Origin of the sequence: Rufibacter hautae, from assembly GCF_008271695.1 — a bacterium.
GTDB classification, from domain to species: Bacteria; Bacteroidota; Bacteroidia; order Cytophagales; family Hymenobacteraceae; genus Nibribacter; species Nibribacter hautae.
The window spans coordinates 999,670-1,018,884 of the sequence record NZ_VKKY01000001.1 but is presented as its reverse complement, the minus strand read 5'-3'; the positions used below and the strand labels follow the sequence as shown (position 1 = coordinate 1,018,884).

Genomic DNA, 19,215 nt, shown 5'->3' with positions numbered 1-19,215 from the left:
GTGAGTAAACACAAGTACACCTATCCCAAAACAGAAAAGATGAAACTAGCTGGAAACACAGTGCTGATTACCGGAGGCGCCTCTGGGATTGGACTGGCCCTTGCCGAGCGTTTTTTGAAGGCTGGCAGCACCGTCATCATCTGCGGCCGTCGCTCAGATAAACTCAACGAGGCAAAAGAAAAGTACCCCGAACTGCATACCCTGGTCTGTGACGTAGCCCGCGAGGCCGACCGGATCGCGCTGCTGGAATGGACCACCGCCGAGTTCCCTACCCTGAATGTGCTGGTGAACAATGCGGGCATCCAGCGGCGGGTGAACCTGGTCACGGAGCAGGAAGAATGGAGCAAAACGCAGCAGGAAATCGCCATTAACCTGGAGGCGCCCATTCACCTGTGCAGCCTGTTTGTAAACCATCTGAAAGAACAGCCGCACGCGGCCATCGTGAACGTGACCTCAGGACTGGCCTTCACGCCGGGCGTGTTCGCGCCGGTGTACTGTGCCACCAAAGCCGCGCTGCATTCCTTTACCATGTCTTTGCGGTACCTGCTGTCCAAGTCCAATGTAGAGGTGGTGGAGATTGTGCCGCCTGCCGTCAACACAGATTTGGGCGGTACCGGGTTGCATACCTTCGGGGTGCCTCTGGATGAGTTCGCAGATTCGGTCATGCAGCGCATAGACAACGGGGAACTGGAGGTGGGCTTCGGGACCTCTGAAGTGAGAAGGAACGCCTCTAGGAAAGAGAACGATGCCTTCTTCCTGGAGATGAACTCCCGTTGGGCGTAAGGCAAGACGTGTTTCGGGCCTGTTTTCCGGAAAATGAGCCCGAAACACGTTCTTTGGCGCTGGTTCTGTAGTAATTTTGGGCTATTTCAGACGTTGGCTTCTGGAGAGGGAAATGCCTCGGTTTTGTGGTTTAAATTTCGTAACTTACTGACAGGGCGAAGCCTTGTTCTTTCTTCTGCGGCTAGCAAGAGATTGTTTTCTGTAAGTGCTTTCCCTTTCTGTTTTTTTCACTCCTTACTTTCCGGAAAGATGAGATGGGTATATAGCGTGAAACATAAAACAAAAGCCGCGCTGCTGCTGGCAGTAGTGATGGTGCTGGTGCTGGCTAAGAATACGCTGGACAACAAAACGGTCACCAAACTGGGCTCTTCCTTCGCCACTGTCTATGAAGACAGACTGTTGGTGGAAAGCTACATCTACCAATTGTCGGGGCACCTGTACCAGAAAAAAATGTTGGTGGACAATTCCTTCTATGCCGGCAATGACGGCAAGCTGGCGTCTGGGTTGCAGGAAAACAACAAGGCCATTGCCACCCTCCTCACGGAGTTTGGCAAGACGGAGTTAACCCATGCCGAGGCCCGGTACTTAGCGGCCTTCAACCAGAACCACCAGGCGCTGCAGGCGCTGGAAAACCAATATCTGCAACAGGTGGGAGGGGAGGCAGCGCAACCAGCCAAGCAAAAGCTGGACGCTAAATTCCAATTGGCCACGAACTACCTGAACCACCTGTCTCGCATACAGGTAGCCGAGGGCAAGCGGTTGAATGATTCTACCAAACAGATGATGGCGGGCTCTGAGGTTCTTACCCAGTTGGCGTTTGTCTTGGTCATCAGTATTGGGATCATGATTCAGGTGCTGATCTTCGCCTCTAAATCAAAGTTCTCTAAGTTTCCGCAGAATCCTATGTTGAACTAAGATGTGGGCTCCGTTTGGCCTACCTTTATTCTGAAAACAAAACTCTACTAATGAAAAGTACGATTCAGCTTTTAGTCCTCACTTCGCTGCTCTTTGGAGCAGGTTGTACCGATAGTAAAAAAGAGGCCGCCTCTGCGTCTGAGCCCGGGAAGAACACCTCCCTGCCGATTACTACTTCCTCCTCTAGTTCTGCCCCAGTGGTTTCTGGTCAGCCGGCAACCGTGAGTCAACCCGTTTCTGCTCCGCAGCCGGTAGTGACGGCCGGCATGAACCCGGCCCACGGCCAACCCGGGCACCGGTGCGATATCCCGGTAGGGGCTCCTTTGAACTCGCCTCCGGGTAACACTGCCGCTTCCGCTTCCGGGGCCACCGCTACTCCCGCAGCCAGACCTAATACCTTGCCTCCGGCGCCGGTTCTTCCCGTAGGTCCTCCGGTTGTCACCGCCCAAGGCATGAACCCGCCGCACGGTCAACCTGGCCATGACTGTAGCGTTGCCGTTGGAGCTCCCTTGCCAAAGCCATAAACATCAGCTAAGAGACAGGCAGCTTGTAAGAAGTCAGCTAAATTACTGCCGGTTTTTATGGGCAAAAAGCTATCTGACTTCTACTTGCCGGCCTGTGAAATTTTGATTTATCAACCTATTATTGGCTGGCACCGAAATAGTTTGACAGAGAATGTCTTGGGGTGCGTTGGTGTACTCTGGGTAGTGCAGAAAGCCAGAAAGCAGTCGGGCCTTTAGGATGTTCCCAAAGGCCCGACTGCTTTCTGGCTCTTGTTTAAATAATCAGGACAAACTCGTAGCCAGGTAATACCCTAAACCGGCTAGGGCACTGATGATGATCCAGGTGATCATACCAATTTTGAAGCGGTACATCGCCACAAACGAAATCACGGTCCAGGCCAACGCGAAATAATCTAAGCCGGAGAGGGAAAGCTCTTTGGGAAACAGAACCGCCTGACCGAAGTAGACCGTCAGGTTGAGTACCACACCCACTACCGCTGCTGTCACCACGCCCAGCACCGATTTTACGGCCGCGTTTCCGCGGGTGCGTTCAATGAGTGGCGCACCGGCTAGGATGAAAAGGAAGCAGGGCAGGAAGGTGTAGAACGTGGTGGTAAAAAGACCCACCGCGCCCATGGTCAGGGAACCGCTGTAATGGTTGTAACCGGCCATGTACCCCACAAACGCCAGCACCATGATGAGCGGACCCGGCGTGGTTTCACCCAGGGCCAATCCGTCAATCATCTCGTATTTAGTCAGCCAGTTCAGTTGCTCCACCGTTACCTGAGCCACGTACGGCAGCACGGCATAGGCGCCCCCAAAGGTGATAAGCGCGGCTTTGGTGAAGAAAAGGATGAGGGTGTTCCAGAAGGCAAAGTCACGGGTGAGGAAATAGAACAGCGCCACCGGCAGGGCCCACAGAACGATGGTGATCATCACCCGCAGCACGCTGGTGGTCAGGTTCACCCCGGCGCCTACCACTTCACTGGAGGCGTTCAGGTAATAGCCTTCTTCATCGGTCTGGGCTTTGGCGGTGGTGGGTTTCTCGGTCAGGAAAGGCGGGTGCAGTTTCTGCAGCAGGAAGGCAATGACAATAGCACCCAGAATGATGAACGGGAAGGGCACGTGCAGAAAGAAAATGCTGACAAAGCTCACGGCTGCCACGGTATAGTGAAACCAGCTTTTCAAAGATTTGCCGGCGATCTTCAGCAAAGCCAGCACCACAATGGCTACCACCGCCGGCTTCAAGCCATAGAACAGCGCAGATACCCACGGAATAGTCCCGAAGGAGACATAGGCGGTGCTCAGGCCCAGCAGAATAAACACCGAGGGCAGCACGAACAGAATTCCGGCTACTAGGCCGCCTCTCACACCGTGCATGAGCCAGCCTAGGTACGTGGCCAACTGCTGCGCCTCGGGGCCCGGCAGCAGCATGCAGTAGTTGAGCGCGTGAAGGAACCTTGAATCAGAGACCCAGCGTTTCTGCTCCACCACAAACTGGTGCATAATGGCGATCTGTCCCGCCGGGCCGCCAAAGCTGATGAACCCCAACTTCAGCCAGAAAAGCAGGGCCTCTGTAAAGGAAGGTTTCTCCGGAGCCGGAAGGGATGCTTGGGTTTCCGGTTGGACTGAAATTTTCTGGGTCATACGGCTAAGTGTAAACGCTCTACAATACTACGGCATGCGCCCCAAGGAAGATAGAACAGGCGCAACCTTTAGAATCCTTTTAACTTTTCATCGGCTTTTTAGGCCTGTTTTCTGGAAATAAGCCCCAAACCAAAAAGATCCTATGGCCATTCGGCAAAGTGATTAGTGGCCCTGCTCGTCTACAAACGGATAGATGTTTTAAGGCTGTTTCTGCAATATAAGGGGAAAACGTATTGGTTAGTTGGCCACCGGTTCTGCCTTGGGTTTACGCAAATCCAGGGTGTGGAAGAGGAACAGCCTAAGCGTGTGGGTATTGAAAAACTGGTTTCCGGCGGCTGTCTGCTGAAACACGTTCATGTAGCCTAACTGCGCATTGAAGCTCTTGCTGAACTGGTAACCCACACCCCCGAAAAGGCGGTTCTGGTCAAAGTAATTGTAGACGATCTCCTTCCCGAAGTTCACGTGCACCTCATCATTGAACACCAGAAAAGGAACGCCCGGGGCGATGGCATCGGCGGTTAAGGGCACCATGAGGCCAATCATATAGCGTGCTCGGAAATTGAAATGGTAGCCTTCCTGCAACTGGTCATTGGCGATGTTGCGGTTGAACCGCTCCTCCAGGCGTACCCACTGGTTTGTCTGCAGCCGTTTGCTTTTCCCCGACCAGTTGATCTGCTGCCAGAGCCGGTGCTCGGGACGTACCGTTTCATCCGTTTCCGAGATAGGCCAATGGGAGGCGTAAGCATAGCCCACGGTAAAGCGGGTATGGTCAGAGATGTGGTACGTGATACCCGGCCGCACAATGGTCGTCGCCCAGCGATCCAGGAAATCCGTACGGCGTGCGTGCAGGTCCAGCCACAAAGAGAACTTGTCTGACAGGCGAGTCTGGTTGAAATAGCCCAGCCACACCTGAGAGCGATCCGTCACCTTCTTTTCGGCCGTCTGGGCCTGGCTTTGGAAGGGAAATATGAGGAGCAGCGTAAGAGTAAAGCGTAAAGTTTGTTTCATAGGGTAGGTGTATGTTGAATAGTTCAGGACAAAGGCTTGTGGATGACGATTCCCGGATGTCCCCCTTTGAAGGGGGTAGGGGGATGATTTCTACTTCTGATCAGGCATTCCCGAAATGTAGGGGCAATCCCTTGTGGTTGCCCTTGGTTGAGGAGCGTAATAGAAGTGCTTGCTCTGTAGCCAAAGCAAACTGGTTCTTCAAATGCCTTGTCATCCCCCTACCCCCCTTCAAAGGGGGACGATAATTTAGTCCGTTATTCCTTTGGTTGGCTTTGTATCAGCCAGAGAGCCTGTCAGCAAGAATTTGGTTAAAGTCTGAGGAAACCCGCTGTCTAAAAAGCATCGTTTCTGGGCTGATTTCCGGAAAATAGGCTCTAAACGAAAAGGCTGAGGATGTAAACTAGAAGCGGCAAGTTACTAGGCCTGCCGCTTCTGGTTTTGATTACTTGGCCAGGAGTCCGTCTATGGTCAAGGCCACGTAGTAGAGGCCACCTATGGTAGGGCCGGCGGCAAACTGGTAATAGCGTTTGTTGAACAGGTTCGTGGCGCCCAGTTTTACCGAGGACTTCCATGTGGGGAGTTTGGCGGTTACCTGGGCATCAATGGTGGAGAAGGCCGGAACCAGACCGTTGGCCAGCGTACTTTCCCAATATACCTCGTCCTGGAAGCGCCACACCACGTTGAAGCCAATGTTCTTGAAGACCTCGCGGTTGCTGATGGAAACGTTGGTCACCCATTTAGGCGTGTTGAAACTGGTCAGGAAGATATCCGGGGTAGGGTTCTTGGACAAGGCGTTGTAGTTCGCGTTGCCCGAGAGGGTGAATTTCTTGTAGAAGATATAGGTCAACCCCAAAGACGATCCGTAGCTGTTGTAGATGTTTTTCGCGTTGGTATACACTCGGTAACGGTTTTGCTTGGACCGGGTAAGCATGTCCAGCACCGCCGCATCTGAGCCAACCGGACCTGAGCTTGGCACTGCCACCTCTACCTGGCCCAAAAAGCCTTTGTAAGAGTTATGGTAGGCATCAAAATCTATGGTGAGGGTATTATCAAACAAGACACTCTTGTACCCCACCTCAAAGGAGTTGATGCTCTCTGGTTTCATGACCGGAAGATTGGCCACCTGCAGCACACCCCGGTTTTTCAGGGCGGCGTCATTGCGGGTCAGGCCGGCAGAAACATCGGCATTCACCGCCGCCGTGAATTTGTCATAGGAGGCCAAGGTGTAGGAATTCTCCAAAAACCCGATGCCTTCATTTACCCTGGCCAGACCGCCTACCCGGCGAACGCTGGCGTTGTTCAGGAAGGACAATGCCTCAAACAAGGCCGGGAACCGGTAGCCATTCTGGAAGGAGGCCCTGAAGTTATGCTTCTCCGCGGCGGTGTACACGGCCGCGATACGGGGGTTGAACTTAGGACTAAACTCCGGGTTGTTGTCAAGGCGGGCAGACACCGTGAACTTCAATCGGTCCTTCAGAAACAATTTGCTGGCCTGCACAAAGCCGCCATATTTGGTGTAATACTGGTTCTCCCCGAAAGATCCGTTGGCGCCTGCCACGGTTCTGGTTTCCAGGGGTCTTGAAAGGTCCACAAAGGTATTGCCATCGGGAATTACCTCGTAGCGGCGGTAATCAGCGCCAACCAACACGTTGGCCCATTTGAATTTGCTCAGATTATACTGGAAATCGGCGTGGTAGGTGTTGCTGTACTGCCACAGGGCGGCACCCCCGTTGGGCGCTCCTCCTGGTACCACCGAGGCGATGTCCCAGTTGTTGGAGTTGATGATGGTGTTTTTGAGGGCATCGAATTCCGGGGTGCCGGGCTCGGCGCGGCCTGCATCTGCGGCGGCGCGGGCTGCTTTCATCGCCGTGGCCAAATCCACTCCGTTGTCTACTTGGGTTTGCAGGGTGTTTTTGAAAACGCCACCCCATTGTGCGTTGGTGGCATGGCTCAGGTCAAGGCTGTAGGCCAAAGGGTTCAGGTTATAAGATTTGCCTGTGTTTTCCTTCAGCACATAAGCCCGCACCAAAAGATCGGTGCCCTTCAGTTCCAGTTTATGGTTCTGGACTTTGACGTCTTTTAGCTGAATCCTGTTTCCGCGCTGGAAAATACCGTCCATCACGCCGTAGCGGTAGCCGTAAGACAATTCCAGTTTCTCGTTCAGCCGGTAAAACAGACTTCCGTCTATCTTCAGGTTCCGCACCGATGGGTAGATGAGGTCTTTCTCCAGGTACCCGGTTCTGGCCACGTTGAAGGTCTGGTTCACGCCCTGGTAATTGATGCTGATGGCCTGGCGGGCCTGGCGGTCATCGCCGTAGCGGCTCCACTGGTCAAGGGCGGGGTTGTTTTCGCCGGATAGCTCGGGGAATTTGGGGTTGGCGGTAGCCAGGTTCTGCGGGTTTTGGTCTACCAGGCCGTTCGCTACCCAGTCGGTGCCCTTGAGCGTGCTGAAATTTACTTTGAAAGCGAATTTGTCATTGAACGCCTTGGCATACCGCACGGCGGTTTCGGTGAGGATGCTGGGGTCCCGGTCAATGCCATCCACGTGGTTCACCCCCACTTTCTGGTAGACGCTCAGTCCCTGGTACAGGAAAGGGCTTTTGGTGGTGAGGTTGGCCATGCCGTTGATGGCATTCATGCCGTACAAAGCCGAGGCTGCCCCGGGCGTGATCTCCACGCTCTCAATGTCCAGCTCAGTCGCCCCGATGGCATTCCCCAGCGGCACACCAAGGGTAGCGGCCTGCATGTCCACGCCGTCTACCAGCTGCATGAACCGGAAGTTGTTGGGCACGTTGAACCCGCGGGTGTTAGGCACCTTGAACGTGAGGCTGGAAGTGAGCATCTGCACGCCTTTCACGTTCTCCAGCGCCTCATAGAAGCTGGGTGCGGCTGTTTCCTTGATGGCCCTGATGTCTAGTTTCTCAATGGCCACCGGCGATTTAAGAATGCTTTCTTCCACCCTGGAGGCCGTTACCACCACTTCCTTACCTAATAAGGTCTGCGTCACCAGCGCGATGTCCAGGCGAGAGCCGGGTTGGGTGATCTCAAATTCCTGCGGCTGGTACCCCACCATGGAAATCACCAGGTTGAACGGAAATTTCAGTTTGGTCTTGAGGTTGAAGTCCCCGGAGGCATTGGTGGTAGTTCCGGTCACGGTGCCGCGTACGTACACGCTCACGCCGGGCATCGGGTCTTTGGTGCCCTGTTCGGTCACCCGCCCGTTGATTTCCACAAAGTTGGTTTCCTGCGCGTAGAGGCCTAAAAGTGGAAGGAATAGAAAATGAAGGAGAAGTAAAAGTTTTGATTTCATGATTGATGTTTTGAAAATTAAAGAGAAAGGGAGCGGAGGCAGTTAGCGGCAACAACAACCAAAGCCTGCAAAAGGACTTGGTCTGCTTTTCTTCATTCTTTTGGTAAAAACATCAGGTTTCATGGGGCAATAGGGTAAAAGTGAATGCGTAAGTGGGAGGGTTGCTCCCGGGTAAATCAGATCTCAATCCCAGCTGGGTGGTGGAGGTGCCGGGTTTAGCAGAAGAGGCATTGGGGGATGCCTGTCTGCTGCCGTTGCGTCTGGCCTAGGCTCTTGGTGGAAACCAGAGGGACACACTTCTTTTTAGAAGGGAGGTGAGACAGCCCGGCTTTTCCTTGCACCGTGACCGGGCTGTCTCTTGCCTACCAAACTCCCCCTTCAGGCTGTTTTAGATCCTTTTCTCATAAAACAGCCCCAAAACGCGGCGCTCAACTCTCTTTACCTTTCGGCGCCGCACTCTGGAAAGAACAAGGGTTGCGGTCACGGACGGAATCGAACCGTCCTAAAAAACCTTGCGGGTCTTTGCTTAGCCACTCAGCCACACGACCTGATTTCCTGTCTCCAAAGAGATTTCCTAAGCAAGACCTAAAGCTCCAGCGTGCTTCCTCTTCTTTGATACTCTTAATCCCTATAGAATCAGTAGACAAATAGAATGGCTTTTTACGGCTTCAGCAAATTTTAGCAGGAGATTTTCATGTTTATTTTTGTATCGTTTTGAAAATCAATGATATAAAATAACTTAACAGGGTGCTGGCTTAGGCTAAGTATCAAGAAATCTGCAGGTTGTTATGCGTATTACAAGTTTGTAAATGGTGAACGTTTGTTAGAAACTCAGGAGTTGGCACGTGGACGAAAGAGGGTGAGCCCAGGGTTTCTGGTTTAAAGTCCATTGTGAAGCAGATTGTCAGTTATTGGCGGTTCTTGTTCAATTAGTAATCTGCGAGGCTACCTAAAGGTTGACCATCGACCATCCGGAGCCTGGCTTCCATTGAGATGGAAGGAGCTGCAAGTTTACCCTGTGCGTTGGCATCATGCTAGAACACAGGTAACCTTTGGAACCTGATTTACTTTTTGAGCAAATTTTTTCGGTACTCAGAGGGGCTCTGGCCCATGTGCTGGCGGAAAATGCGGGTGAAATGGCTTTGGTCAGAGAAACCGGTGAGGTAGGCCACCTCGGCCAGGGAGTAGCCCGAGGTATGCAGCAGGCTCAGCGCCTTTTCTATGCGTAGCTTCCGGATGTACTCGCCAAAAGAGAGGTTGTCAAAGTATTTGGAGAAAACCCTGGACACGTAGGCGGGGTGCACATCCAGCGCCTCGGAAATTTCCTTCAGGTTGAGCGCGAGGTTGGTGTCTATCTGGTCCTGGATGATCTCCTTCAGGTGCAGCGCCCAGGCCGGGACCTTCTGCTGGTTCTCCTTCTTTTCCTGCAGGTATTTGTGGTACACCTGCAGGAAAAGCTGCTCCGTGGGCTCGGTGGTATGCTTCTGCTTCTGCAGGTGCTTGGCCCAACTGTACAGCCCGTCATAGAGCACCATGGCTTTCTCCAGCAGTTCCTGGTCATCCGAAATGTTGAACGACATGCCGTGCGAGATCGCCCACAGCCCCGCCGATTGCGCCGCCAGCGAGTGGTCATCGGTATCTGCGCCGCGCACGATGAGGGCCATGGTCTGCAAGGCAGGCTCAGTAAGACGGTACTTCTCCAGGAAATAGTCAAACGTGCACCGGTCCTCATAGTGTGAATACTCCACCCCGGGGATGTCAAACGGAACGGCATCCAGTTCCTTGGCCTTGTCCAGCACCTGATTTTCTGGCACGTAAATGATTTCCGCGGAGGCATCAATGAACCGCCTGATCAGCCACGGGCAGGCCAGCCGGTCAATCTTGGGGCGCTCGCGGGTAATCCATTTCATGGGTAGCAAAGGTAGGAGGGTGGTGTAGGTAAAGATATGCGAAAATGGTCTCCGTTTCAGGCCTGTTTCTAGGAAACCAGGCTGGAACTGGAGAGTGCTTCAGGTTCTTAAACCCAGGCAAGTTCTAAAAACAAAGTCACCCTGCAAGAGGCTGGTAGCGAGTGCGTAACCTTTAAGGCCATTGCATTTTCAAACCAAATCCTTACAGGGTGACAGTTTGGGAAGGTAGATCTTAGGACGAAGAAAAGGTGACCTAAAGCTTGGGTGCAGAATTTCACCCGCTCTTTACTTCCTGCCTTTTCCTTTCTTTCCTGCCTTCATGACCGCTTTGCTATACTTGGCAACCAGCGGCATGGTAGAATCGGTGTCGAAGACGCCGTAGAGACCTTGCTCTTCCTGGGGAGGGTCGCCCATGAGGTCATCGCCAGGTTTCCAAAAGTGGCGGGTGGGTTTAGGACGGGCCGTGCCGTTGAAGGCCCAGAAATTGGCCCCGGCCAGAGCGTCTTTGGCCTGGGCGCTTTGGAGCACGCGCTCAAACACCTGCTGGTAGTACTGGTCACGGTGCGTAGTTTTGGCCGAGGGGCTGAATTCGTTGTTATCCCGCTGCAGACCGAACTCCTCCAGCACGATGGGCTTCTGCTGCTCGCGCGCGAAGGAGATGTGGCGGTCCATGTACTCCATGGTTTTGGTGATGGCAGCATCAAGGGTGCCAGCCAGGTTCTTGTTGTCCAACCATCCCCAGTTGCGCGGCCAGATGTGCATGGTAAAGTAGTCGATATTCGGATCGGTGTGCACTTGCTTGAACACGTCCATGGAGCCTTCAGAGCCGTGGGAGCCTTCGGAGCCGGTAGACACCAGGTGGTTTTTGTCCAGGGATTTGATCAACGCGGCGGTGCTTTTAATCCATTGGTCATAAGCCGGCACATTGACCATGGAAAAGGCACGGGACTCATTGGCAATCTGCCAGGCCATAATCACGGGGTCATCGGTGTACTTCTTCTTGGTGAACTGATTGGTGCGGCCCAGCATGAATTTCACGTGATCCGCGAACTGCTGCTTACAAGGGTCGCATTGGTGGAACTGGCCCGAGTACTTCATGAAGTTCGCCCAGTCATTGTTGTTGGCCAAGGCGTAAGGAATTGGCACCTTGGTATTCCAGTTTACATATTGGCTAAACCCACCCGACCATTCCCAGGCGTTGTTCAGGTACAGCACCGCTTTCATGTCGCGCTTGGTCATCTCGGCGAGCAAAAAATCCAGTCCGGCTAGCAGGGTATCATTGTACACCCCCGGCGATAGCTGCAAACCCGGCGACACGCGGTACGGTTGGTTGTTCGGTCCTTCGGCGCCGGCCAGAACGCGCAGGTTGGTCACACCCGCTTTCTTGAGCAGGTCGAGTTCCTTTCGTAAACGCTCGCGGTTCCCGGCTTCACCGGTAGAACCTAACAGCGCGCCGTACCAGTAATTGGTGCCGATGTAGTAGTAAGGCCTGCCGCCCAAGGTGAACATCTGGCCTTCACGCTTCACGAAATCAGTAGCCTTCTGCGCCTGAACCTGGGTGAAGGCGGTGCACAGAAGCGCGAGCAGAAAATAGATTCTTTTCATGTGGTTTCAAGTGGGTTATCCTCAACTAAAGGAAAGACCAAGGTATAGAGAAAGGCAGTCTTTCATTTTGTCATCCTGAAAGGAGCTTTTGAGCGAACGGTAATATTATTTACTACAACACTTTTACCGTTCACTCAAAAAATCTTTCCAAGATGACAAAGAGAGGAAAGGATAATGGTGTTATAAGGCCGTTTTCTAAAATTCAGCACAAAAACTAAGATCGGCCAAAAACCAACTATAGGTTAGGTTTCTTCGTCCAGTTATCGGTTCTGAAACCGGAGGCAGGCAGGCCCGCTTTGTTGAAGAGGTTAGGGTTGGCCGCGTTGCTCCAGCCCAGCCGGACGGCCGTTGGGTTCTTTACGCCTTTGGCGCTTACCACCACCGTTTTGCCATCGATTTTGGCTTGGGCAGGAACAAAGGCCTGGTCTTCGCCGGCGATCTCAAATTGGGTGAGTTCTTTGCCTTTGGCTACCAGGCCCTGCTCGGCGTTGTCAAAGTAGAGGCGGATTTTGTTGCCTTCCTTTTTCATCTCGCGGTAGATGGGGCCGGAGGCAGGCACGTCTTTTTGGCCGTAGGTTTTATTCAAGGCCAGGCTGGCCAAGCGTTGGCCCACGGGCAGCTTGTTTCTGGGGTGGATATCGTCTACGTTGCCCACGTCATGGATCACGGCCATGCCGGTGTTGGGCACGCTCAGGGTTTTCAGCTGGGCTTCGGCTAAACGAGGCCATTCCTCGGCGCCGCCGTATTTGTAAGGCGCGAGCTGCACAAAGTAAAACGGGAACTCGTTTTTCCATTCGGTGCGCCAGTTCCGGATCAGGGCGGGCAGCATCTGGGCGTAGACCTCGGGTGCATCAGTGTTAGACTCGCCCTGGTACCAGAGGGCCCCGGCCAGGCGGAAGGGGATGAGCGGCGCGATCATGGCGTTGTAGGCTTTGGCCGACTGCACTGGGCCCCATTCCACCTCTTTGCGTTTGGCGGCGGCATCGGCTAGCACGGGGTTCGCCGAGATGGCGTTGGCGCTCAGCCAGACCTCGGCGGGTGTGCCGCCCCAGCTGCTGTTGATCAAACCCACGGGCACTTTCAGGTTCTGGTGGACCTCGCGCCCAAAGAAGTACCCAATGGCGCTGAAGTGTTTCATGGTTTCGGGGGTGCATACCACCCATTGGCCCTGCACATCCAGCTGGGGAGCATCGGCGGTGCGGTGGCCTACCTGGAAGAAACGGATGGACGGGTAGTTGGCCTCCGCCACGTGTTTCTCGGCGTTGTCTATGCCGGCGTTGGCGCTCCATTCCATGTTAGACTGGCCTGAGCACAGCCAGACCTCGCCCAGCAGCACGTCTTCCAGCACAATGGTGTTGTAGCCTTTCACCGTTAAGGTTTGGGGACCGCTCACACCGGAGGTCTGCAGTTTCACCGACCATTGGGCCAGGTTATTGGTTTTGACTTTCACGGGTTTGTTGTCCCAACTGCCGGTGACGGTGATTTCCTCGCCGGTTTTGCCCCAGCCCCAGATGGTGACCTCGGCGTTGCGTTGCAGCACCATGTGGTTGCCGATAATGGCCGGCAGCGAGACGGCGCCCGCCGAGGTGGAGCCGGCCGCCAGCAGCATACCCATGAAAAGTTTACCTAGTGATTTAAATGATTTCAAGCGCATCTTTCCTCGTTTTTTGCGTGCGTGACAGTTGTGACCGATGCCTCAATTTAAGGAATTGGGGGAAAACGTTTAGGGCCTGTTTTCTTCAAAACAGGCCCTAAACGAAAATAGGAGTCTCTATTCAGACAGCACCAGCAGGACCACGTCGTGGGCCGGTACGGTCGTCTCGAAGTCTTTCTTGGTTGTGCCCTGGCTTTTCTTCGTCCAGACATTGCGGATTTTGTAGGTGGTTTTGCCGCCGTCCAGTTGTCGTTTGGCTACCTCATCGTTGATCACGTTCTTCTTCCAGTCAAATTCAATCTTCTGCGGATTCTTGGCCCGGTTCAGGAACGCCACCGCCCACTTGCCGCCGTCCAGGGGTTTCACCCAGGTCTCCAGGCTGTCTTTCACGGTGTAGCGCAGGCCCTGCACGCCCAGTTTGTCCTGGTTGATGGCCAGCACTTCTTTGTCGGTGAGGATGGCTACAGTCTCTTTGCTCATCTTGCGCAGGTCGTTTCCGGCGATCAGAGGCGCCGCGATCATGCTCCACATGGTGAAATGGGCGCGGTCTTCGTTCACGGGCATGCCGTTGCCTACCTCCAGCATGTCTGGGTCGTTCCAGTGGCCGGGTCCGGCATACTGGCGCAGACCGTCCTGCTTGTCCAGGATCTGCATCACGCCCCATGATTTCCAGGTGCCGTGGTCTTCCACGCAGTCAAAGCAGTTGTAGATGTCGCCGGTGGTCCGCCACAGGTGGCCAACAGAAGGTCCCCATTCCCAAGGCTTGTCATTGCCCCACTCGCAGATGCTCAATACTACCGGCCGGCCGGCTTTCTGTAAGGCCGCCGCGATGGTTTTGTAGGCGCCCTCGGCTTTCAGGCCTTCGGTGTTGCACCAATCGTATTTAAGGTAGTCAATGCCCCATTTGGCGTACTGCTGCGCATCCTGGAACTCATAGCCGCGGCTACCAGGACGGCCGCCGCAGGTCTGGGAACCGGCATCGGAGTAGATGCCCAGTTTCAGGCCTTTGGAGTGCACGTAATCTGCCAAGGCTTTCATGCCCGAGGGGAAACGCTTGGGATCGGCCTGGATGAAGCCCAGGCTGTCGCGGTCGCCGTGCCAGCAGTCGTCAATGTTGATATAGGTGTAGCCGGCGGCTTTCATGCCGGAACTCACCATGGCATCGGCGGTTTCCCGGATGAGTTTCTCGTCTACGTTACAGGCGAATTTGTTCCAGCTGTTCCAGCCCATGGGCGGCGTCATGGCCAAGCCTTCGAACTTCTTGTAGTTCTGGGCATAGTTGTTTCCCTGGCTGAAAGCCGTAACCGATAGCGTGAGGGCCGCTAAGGAGAGCAATAGTTTTTTCATGAGGTTTGGATTGTTAGGTCAGGTATGGGGTTCTTGGTTATCTGCTTTGGTTTCTATTGGGCGCACTTCTGTTTTGGCCCCGGTTTCAGGAAAACGGCTCCTAAACAGGGATTGGGCAAGAGGTGTGCGTTTGGTTATTTTTCTACCACCACTTTGCGGCAAATCTGCTCGTCTCCCTTCCGGATGGACAGCACGTAGATGCCCGCCGGCACCTGCCGCAGTGGAAGGCGCACCTGGTTCTGGCCACTGGTCAACTGCGCGGTGACCTCCGTTACTTTGGCACCCTTGGCGTTGTACAGGGCAAAGGTGGCTTTCAACGGAGATTTGGCCGTGGTCTTGATGGTGAGGTGCGAGCCGGTAGCCGGATTGGGATATACCGTGAGTTGGCCCAAAGCCTGTTCCAGCGCACTGCCGGTCACCGCGCCTGATTTTCGCCAATCGGGCAGTTCGTCCAGGGTGATCATATCGGGGTCGTTGAAAACGGCGTGCAGGAGGGGGATGGGTTGTTTTCTGGTGTAATCGGCGCCGGGCCATACGGCAAACCAAGACCACCAGGTTTTGTAAGTCCGGATGAATTCGGGGTTGGGCAGGTTGCCGGTCTCGGAGAGGGTGACCAGTTTCTTACCGTTGAAAAGGGTCTGCAGCTCGGTCCACTGGCCGCTCAGGTTAGAGGCCACGGCGGTGTTTTCATAGATGTCAATGCCCACCACGTCCACGTATGCGTCGCCGGGATACCACTCTGGTTTGGCGCGCTCGGCGGTGTAGACCCAGATGAGGTTGTGCAGCTGGTGGTGGTTGGTGAGGCGGTCGTGCATCAGTTTCCATAGTTCTTTGAAGGGCTCAGCGCCCTGGGCACCCCACCAGAACCAGCCGCCGGCGGCCTCGTGCAGCGGACGCCACAGCACCGGAATGTCCTGCGCCTGGAATTTCTTCAGTTCCACGGCAATGGCGTCTATGTCGCGGAGCAGGAGCTGGTAATTGGCCCCGTTTTTATCGGCGAGCGCCGCCGCGAAATTGAAAGTGGTGGCCCGCGTGTAGAAACCGCTCCACCAAAGCTTGTCTGGTCCTTGGTTGATCAGATCGGTAGGCGCGTTCCAGTGCCACAAAAGGCTGATGATGCCGCGGCCTTGGTCTTTTTTGGCCCATTGGATGGCTTTCTCAGAAAATCCGGCGGGGTTGGACCCGTACTGGATGCGCGAGGGCGAGTACTCAATCAGGTCATAGGACCCCACGGCCGGATCTTTGCCCGTGTGCGTGCGCACATAGTTTATTTCCTGCAGCTCATTGGTTTCCTGCTGGGCCGCCAGCACCTTGGTACCGTAAATGTCTACCAGGTACGAGAACAGGTTTTTGGTGGAAGTGGTGGCGTTGGCATCGGTTAAGGTCTTGGGTGGTTTGGCGGGCAGCGGGATGGAAGCCGGAGCCAGGTTGAGGTAGTCAATCACGTAGTATCCCCAGCCACCGCCCAGGGTGATGGTGTTGGTGCCCGCCGGTAAATTGACCAGGCCGCCCTGCGCTGTCCCGAAGCCCGCCACGTTGGCGAACATGCCCGAGGACTGCTGCCCGTTCACCTCTACCACGTAGCCTTTTTCCCCGGAAGGGGTGGCGTAGCGGATGGAAAGCTCAAAGATGCCCGCAGCCGGGAGGTTGAACGTGAATTTCACATTCTTGGCGAAGGAGTTGTCAAAGCCCTGCACGTACCCGGTGCCCGAATACCCCGCCATGGAACTCGCCACGGTCACCCCGCTGCGGGTGCCACTCTCGGCCTCCAGTTTGATGTCCGCCGCTTGGGCCGCAGGCGCGAGGCCCAGAAACAAAAAGAACGCCAGCCAGGCCAAATGCACGGGCTTGCTTAATCCAGAAAGCAAAGGTAGCAGTGTTTTCATTTCAGGGTTTTAGGTGACAGGGTAAGACCTCTTCAAGTGTTTTAGGGCCATTTTCACGGAAATGGCGCTGAAGCTGATTCCTTCCCGTTTCAAGCCCGATTTCCGCAAACCAGCCTTAAAACGAGAAAGGTATTTTAGTTACTCCGCCACGGCTTCGCCGATGATTTTCCGGCAGCGGTGGATGACCTCCAGGCAAGCCCGAGCATTATGGTAAGGGCACTTCCAGAATCCAACTTTATCCTCCTTTGACATGAGGCTGTAGTCATCGTGCACGCCCCAGTGCCACTCGCCCCGCTCCAGGTCCAGGAAGTAGGTCTGCGCGAACCTCCAGGCGTTGAGCGAGTGCCGAAGGAAGGCTTCCTGGCCGGTCAGCTCGTAGGCGTTGAGGAACCCCACCATGGCCTCTGCGCTCACCCACCACTCGCGGTGCGTGTCATAGTGGTGCTCGTCCACGTTGAGCTCGTGGTACAGGCTGCCGTCCGGGAGCAGGGCCTCCGCCGTGGCCTGGGCCATGGTGAGCGCCAGCGCCTTCACGCGGGAAAGCAGCTCCTGGTCGCCCAGCACCTCGGCGGCTTCCTGCAGAAGCCAGGAGGCCTCGATGTCGTGGCCGTAGGAGATGAGGTTGGCCGAGGAGGTCCAGTCGCAGGCGAAGAACAGTCTCAGGTGCCCGGTCTCCGCATCCACAATGTGGTCCAGGAACACCCCGATCAGGCCTCTGAGCTGTTTCCCCAGCAAAGGGTCTGGCCAGGCACGGAACAGGTTGGCGTAGGCCTCCAGAATATGCAGGTGCGTATTCATGGTCTTGGGGTCGTTGCGGTCTTTCTCGCTCAGGCGCAGGTCCTCCAGCAGCTCGCCCGTCTGGCTGAAGGCCTCCAGGTAGCCGCCGTGCTCCGGATCATAGCTGTACTGCTCAATCCAGCGGAATAGTTCCTGGCTCACCTCCAGCGCCTTTTCGTTCTGGGTGGCCAAATAGAACTCGCTCATGCCGTAGACCGTGAAGGCCAGGGCGTAGATCTGTTTGCGCGTGTTCAGGGGCTGGCCCTGCGCGTCTACCATCCAGTAAATCCCGCCGTGGGCGGAATCCAGGAAGGAAGCGCACAGATACTCAAAGGCGCGGGTGGCGATCTCCTGATACGTTTTCTGCCCCGTTTGCCGGAAAGCCGCCGAAAACGTCCAGAGGATACGGGCGTTGAGGATGCTGCCTTTGGGCGCCTCGGGGTTCACCTCACCGGTAGGCCCGATCTGCCCCACGAAGCCGCCGTTCCGGTGGTCCAGGGTGTGCTCTATCCAGAACGCCAATATCCTTTCCAGCTCGGTCTCCATCTCCTGGCGGTAAACCGAAAGCTGGCGGGTTAAGGAAGTATCGGGAGGGGTAGCCATTAGTTCGCGCCGTTAAGCTCAGGGGCCAGGGCCTGCTTCTTGCTCTTGATGTAGGCTTTGTTCCGGTCCACCAGTTGGTTGATCTGCTCCACGGAAGCGGCCGAGCGGAACCCGTCGGCCGGGGTGTTGAGCACGTAGTCCAGCAGCTGCTCCAGGGTGGAGGTGGCCACGTGGGTGCGGGTGTCTGAGGAGGCGTAGTAGATGAACACGGTGCCGTCCTCGTCCAGGATCCAGCCGTTGGCGAAGGTCACGTTGGACACGTCGCCCACCCTTTCCTCACCCTCCGGCGCGATGAAGTGCCCGCCTGGTTTGGCGATGACTTTAGATGGGTCCTGCAGATCGGTGAGGAACAGGTACAGCACGTATCTTAAGCCGGCGGCGGTGTTGCGCACGCCGTGGGCCAGGTGCAGATAGCCTTTCTCGGTTTTGATAGGCGCCGGGCCCTGGCCGTTCTTCACCTCGTACACCGTGTGGTAGGTCTTCGGGTCGATGATGGACTCGTCGTCCACCACGGCGTTCTCCATGGAATCCGTGAGGCCCCAGCCGATGCCGCCGCGGCTGCCCGCCTCGATGAAGCTGTCCTGCGGACGGGTGTAGAGGGCGTATTTGCCGTTCACGAACTCGGGGTGCAGCACCACGTTGCGCTGCTGCGGCGAGGTGGATTTCAGGTCGGGCAGACGCTCCCAGGAAACCAGGTCGCGGGTGCGGGCGATGCCGCACTGGGCCACCGCCGAGGACTCGTCGCCGGGCTTGGCCTCGGGGTCCTTGCGCTCGGTGCAGAACAGGCCGTAGATCCAGCCGTCTTCGTGCTGGATCACGCGCATGTCGTACACGTTCACGTCCGGGTCCTCGGTCTCGGGCATGGTGATAGGCTTCTCCCAGAACCGGAAGTTGTCGATGCCGTTGTGGCTCTCGGCCACCGCGAAGAAGGACTTGCGGTCGTTGCCCTCCACGCGGGCCACCACCAGGTACTTGCCGTTCAGCTTGACCGCGCCGGCGTTGAAGGCCGCGTTGATCCCGATCCGCTCCATGAAGAAGGGGTTGGTCTCGGGGTTCAGGTCATAGCGCCAGGTAAGCGGCGCGTGCTGGTTCGTCAGGATAGGGAATTTATATCTATCGTAGATGCCGTTGCCGAGCGGCTGCTTTTCGTTCTTTCTGGTGATCAACTCAGCCTGGAACTGCTCCAAGGCATGCTGTCTTTTCTGGAAGGTGTTTTCCATGGGGATTTTGTAAAAGGTTGCTGAAACGGCTGGTCAGGGCCGTCCTT

The 19,215-nt window shown here is 55.5% G+C and carries 13 protein-coding genes and 1 tRNA gene; 3 read left to right on the top strand and 11 right to left on the bottom strand.

Annotation, left to right across the window (positions count from 1 at the left end; translation table 11 throughout):
• The first annotated feature begins 39 nt into the window (after nt 1–39).
• The 3 genes from FOA19_RS03885 (at nt 40) to FOA19_RS03875 (ending at nt 2,222) form a co-directional block, all read left to right on the top strand.
• Nucleotides 40–783: an SDR family oxidoreductase gene (locus tag FOA19_RS03885; RefSeq protein ID WP_149089462.1), complete on the top strand. Its 744-nt coding sequence runs from the start codon at nt 40–42 to the stop codon at nt 781–783.
• Between the two features lie 267 nt (nt 784–1,050).
• Nucleotides 1,051–1,698: an MCP four helix bundle domain-containing protein gene (locus FOA19_RS03880; protein ID WP_190300274.1), complete on the top strand. Its 648-nt coding sequence runs from the start codon at nt 1,051–1,053 to the stop codon at nt 1,696–1,698.
• A 50-nt stretch (nt 1,699–1,748) separates the two neighbouring features.
• On the top strand, nt 1,749–2,222 hold the full coding sequence (locus FOA19_RS03875) for a hypothetical protein (RefSeq protein ID WP_149089460.1): 474 nt from the start codon (nt 1,749–1,751) through the stop codon (nt 2,220–2,222).
• 261 nt (nt 2,223–2,483) lie between these two features.
• Here the strand turns inward: FOA19_RS03875 and chrA are convergent, their stop codons facing one another.
• The 11 genes from chrA to FOA19_RS03820 form a co-directional block, all read right to left on the bottom strand.
• Nucleotides 2,484–3,848 (bottom strand): chromate efflux transporter, encoded by a 1,365-nt coding sequence (chrA, locus tag FOA19_RS03870; protein ID WP_149089459.1) that lies wholly within the window; start codon nt 3,846–3,848, stop codon nt 2,484–2,486.
• 237 nt (nt 3,849–4,085) lie between these two features.
• Complete coding sequence (locus tag FOA19_RS03865; protein ID WP_149089458.1) at nt 4,086–4,856, bottom strand: DUF2490 domain-containing protein; 771 nt, start codon at nt 4,854–4,856, stop codon at nt 4,086–4,088.
• Nucleotides 4,857–5,298: 442 nt separating this feature from the next.
• On the bottom strand, nt 5,299–8,166 hold the full coding sequence (locus FOA19_RS03860; RefSeq protein WP_149089457.1) for a TonB-dependent receptor: 2,868 nt from the start codon (nt 8,164–8,166) through the stop codon (nt 5,299–5,301).
• A 477-nt stretch (nt 8,167–8,643) separates the two neighbouring features.
• Nucleotides 8,644–8,714 (bottom strand) — tRNA-Cys (locus tag FOA19_RS03855).
• A gap of 516 nt (nt 8,715–9,230) precedes the next feature.
• Entirely contained in the window at nt 9,231–10,076 is an 846-nt protein-coding gene (locus tag FOA19_RS03850) for a chromate resistance protein ChrB domain-containing protein (RefSeq protein ID WP_149089456.1), read from the bottom strand.
• Nucleotides 10,077–10,361: 285 nt separating this feature from the next.
• The gene (locus FOA19_RS03845; protein ID WP_149089455.1) at nt 10,362–11,681 is read right to left on the bottom strand and encodes a glycoside hydrolase 5 family protein; all 1,320 of its coding nucleotides are present in this window, start codon (nt 11,679–11,681) and stop codon (nt 10,362–10,364) included.
• Between the two features lie 235 nt (nt 11,682–11,916).
• Nucleotides 11,917–13,329, bottom strand: a complete 1,413-nt coding sequence (locus FOA19_RS03840; RefSeq protein WP_223808724.1) for a sialate O-acetylesterase — start codon at nt 13,327–13,329, stop codon at nt 11,917–11,919.
• Nucleotides 13,330–13,452: 123 nt separating this feature from the next.
• On the bottom strand, nt 13,453–14,682 hold the full coding sequence (locus tag FOA19_RS03835; protein WP_149089454.1) for a glycoside hydrolase family 27 protein: 1,230 nt from the start codon (nt 14,680–14,682) through the stop codon (nt 13,453–13,455).
• A gap of 134 nt (nt 14,683–14,816) precedes the next feature.
• A complete protein-coding gene (locus FOA19_RS03830; protein WP_149089453.1) occupies nt 14,817–16,568 on the bottom strand; it encodes a glycosyl hydrolase in 1,752 nt (583 codons plus the stop codon).
• Nucleotides 16,569–16,706: 138 nt separating this feature from the next.
• On the bottom strand, nt 16,707–17,948 hold the full coding sequence (locus tag FOA19_RS03825) for an AGE family epimerase/isomerase (RefSeq protein ID WP_149089452.1): 1,242 nt from the start codon (nt 17,946–17,948) through the stop codon (nt 16,707–16,709).
• The gene (locus tag FOA19_RS03820) at nt 17,948–19,168 is read right to left on the bottom strand and encodes a glycoside hydrolase family 130 protein (protein WP_149089451.1); all 1,221 of its coding nucleotides are present in this window, start codon (nt 19,166–19,168) and stop codon (nt 17,948–17,950) included. Before FOA19_RS03820 ends, FOA19_RS03825 begins: the two co-directional genes overlap by 1 nt.
• Nucleotides 19,169–19,215 lie beyond the last annotated feature (47 nt).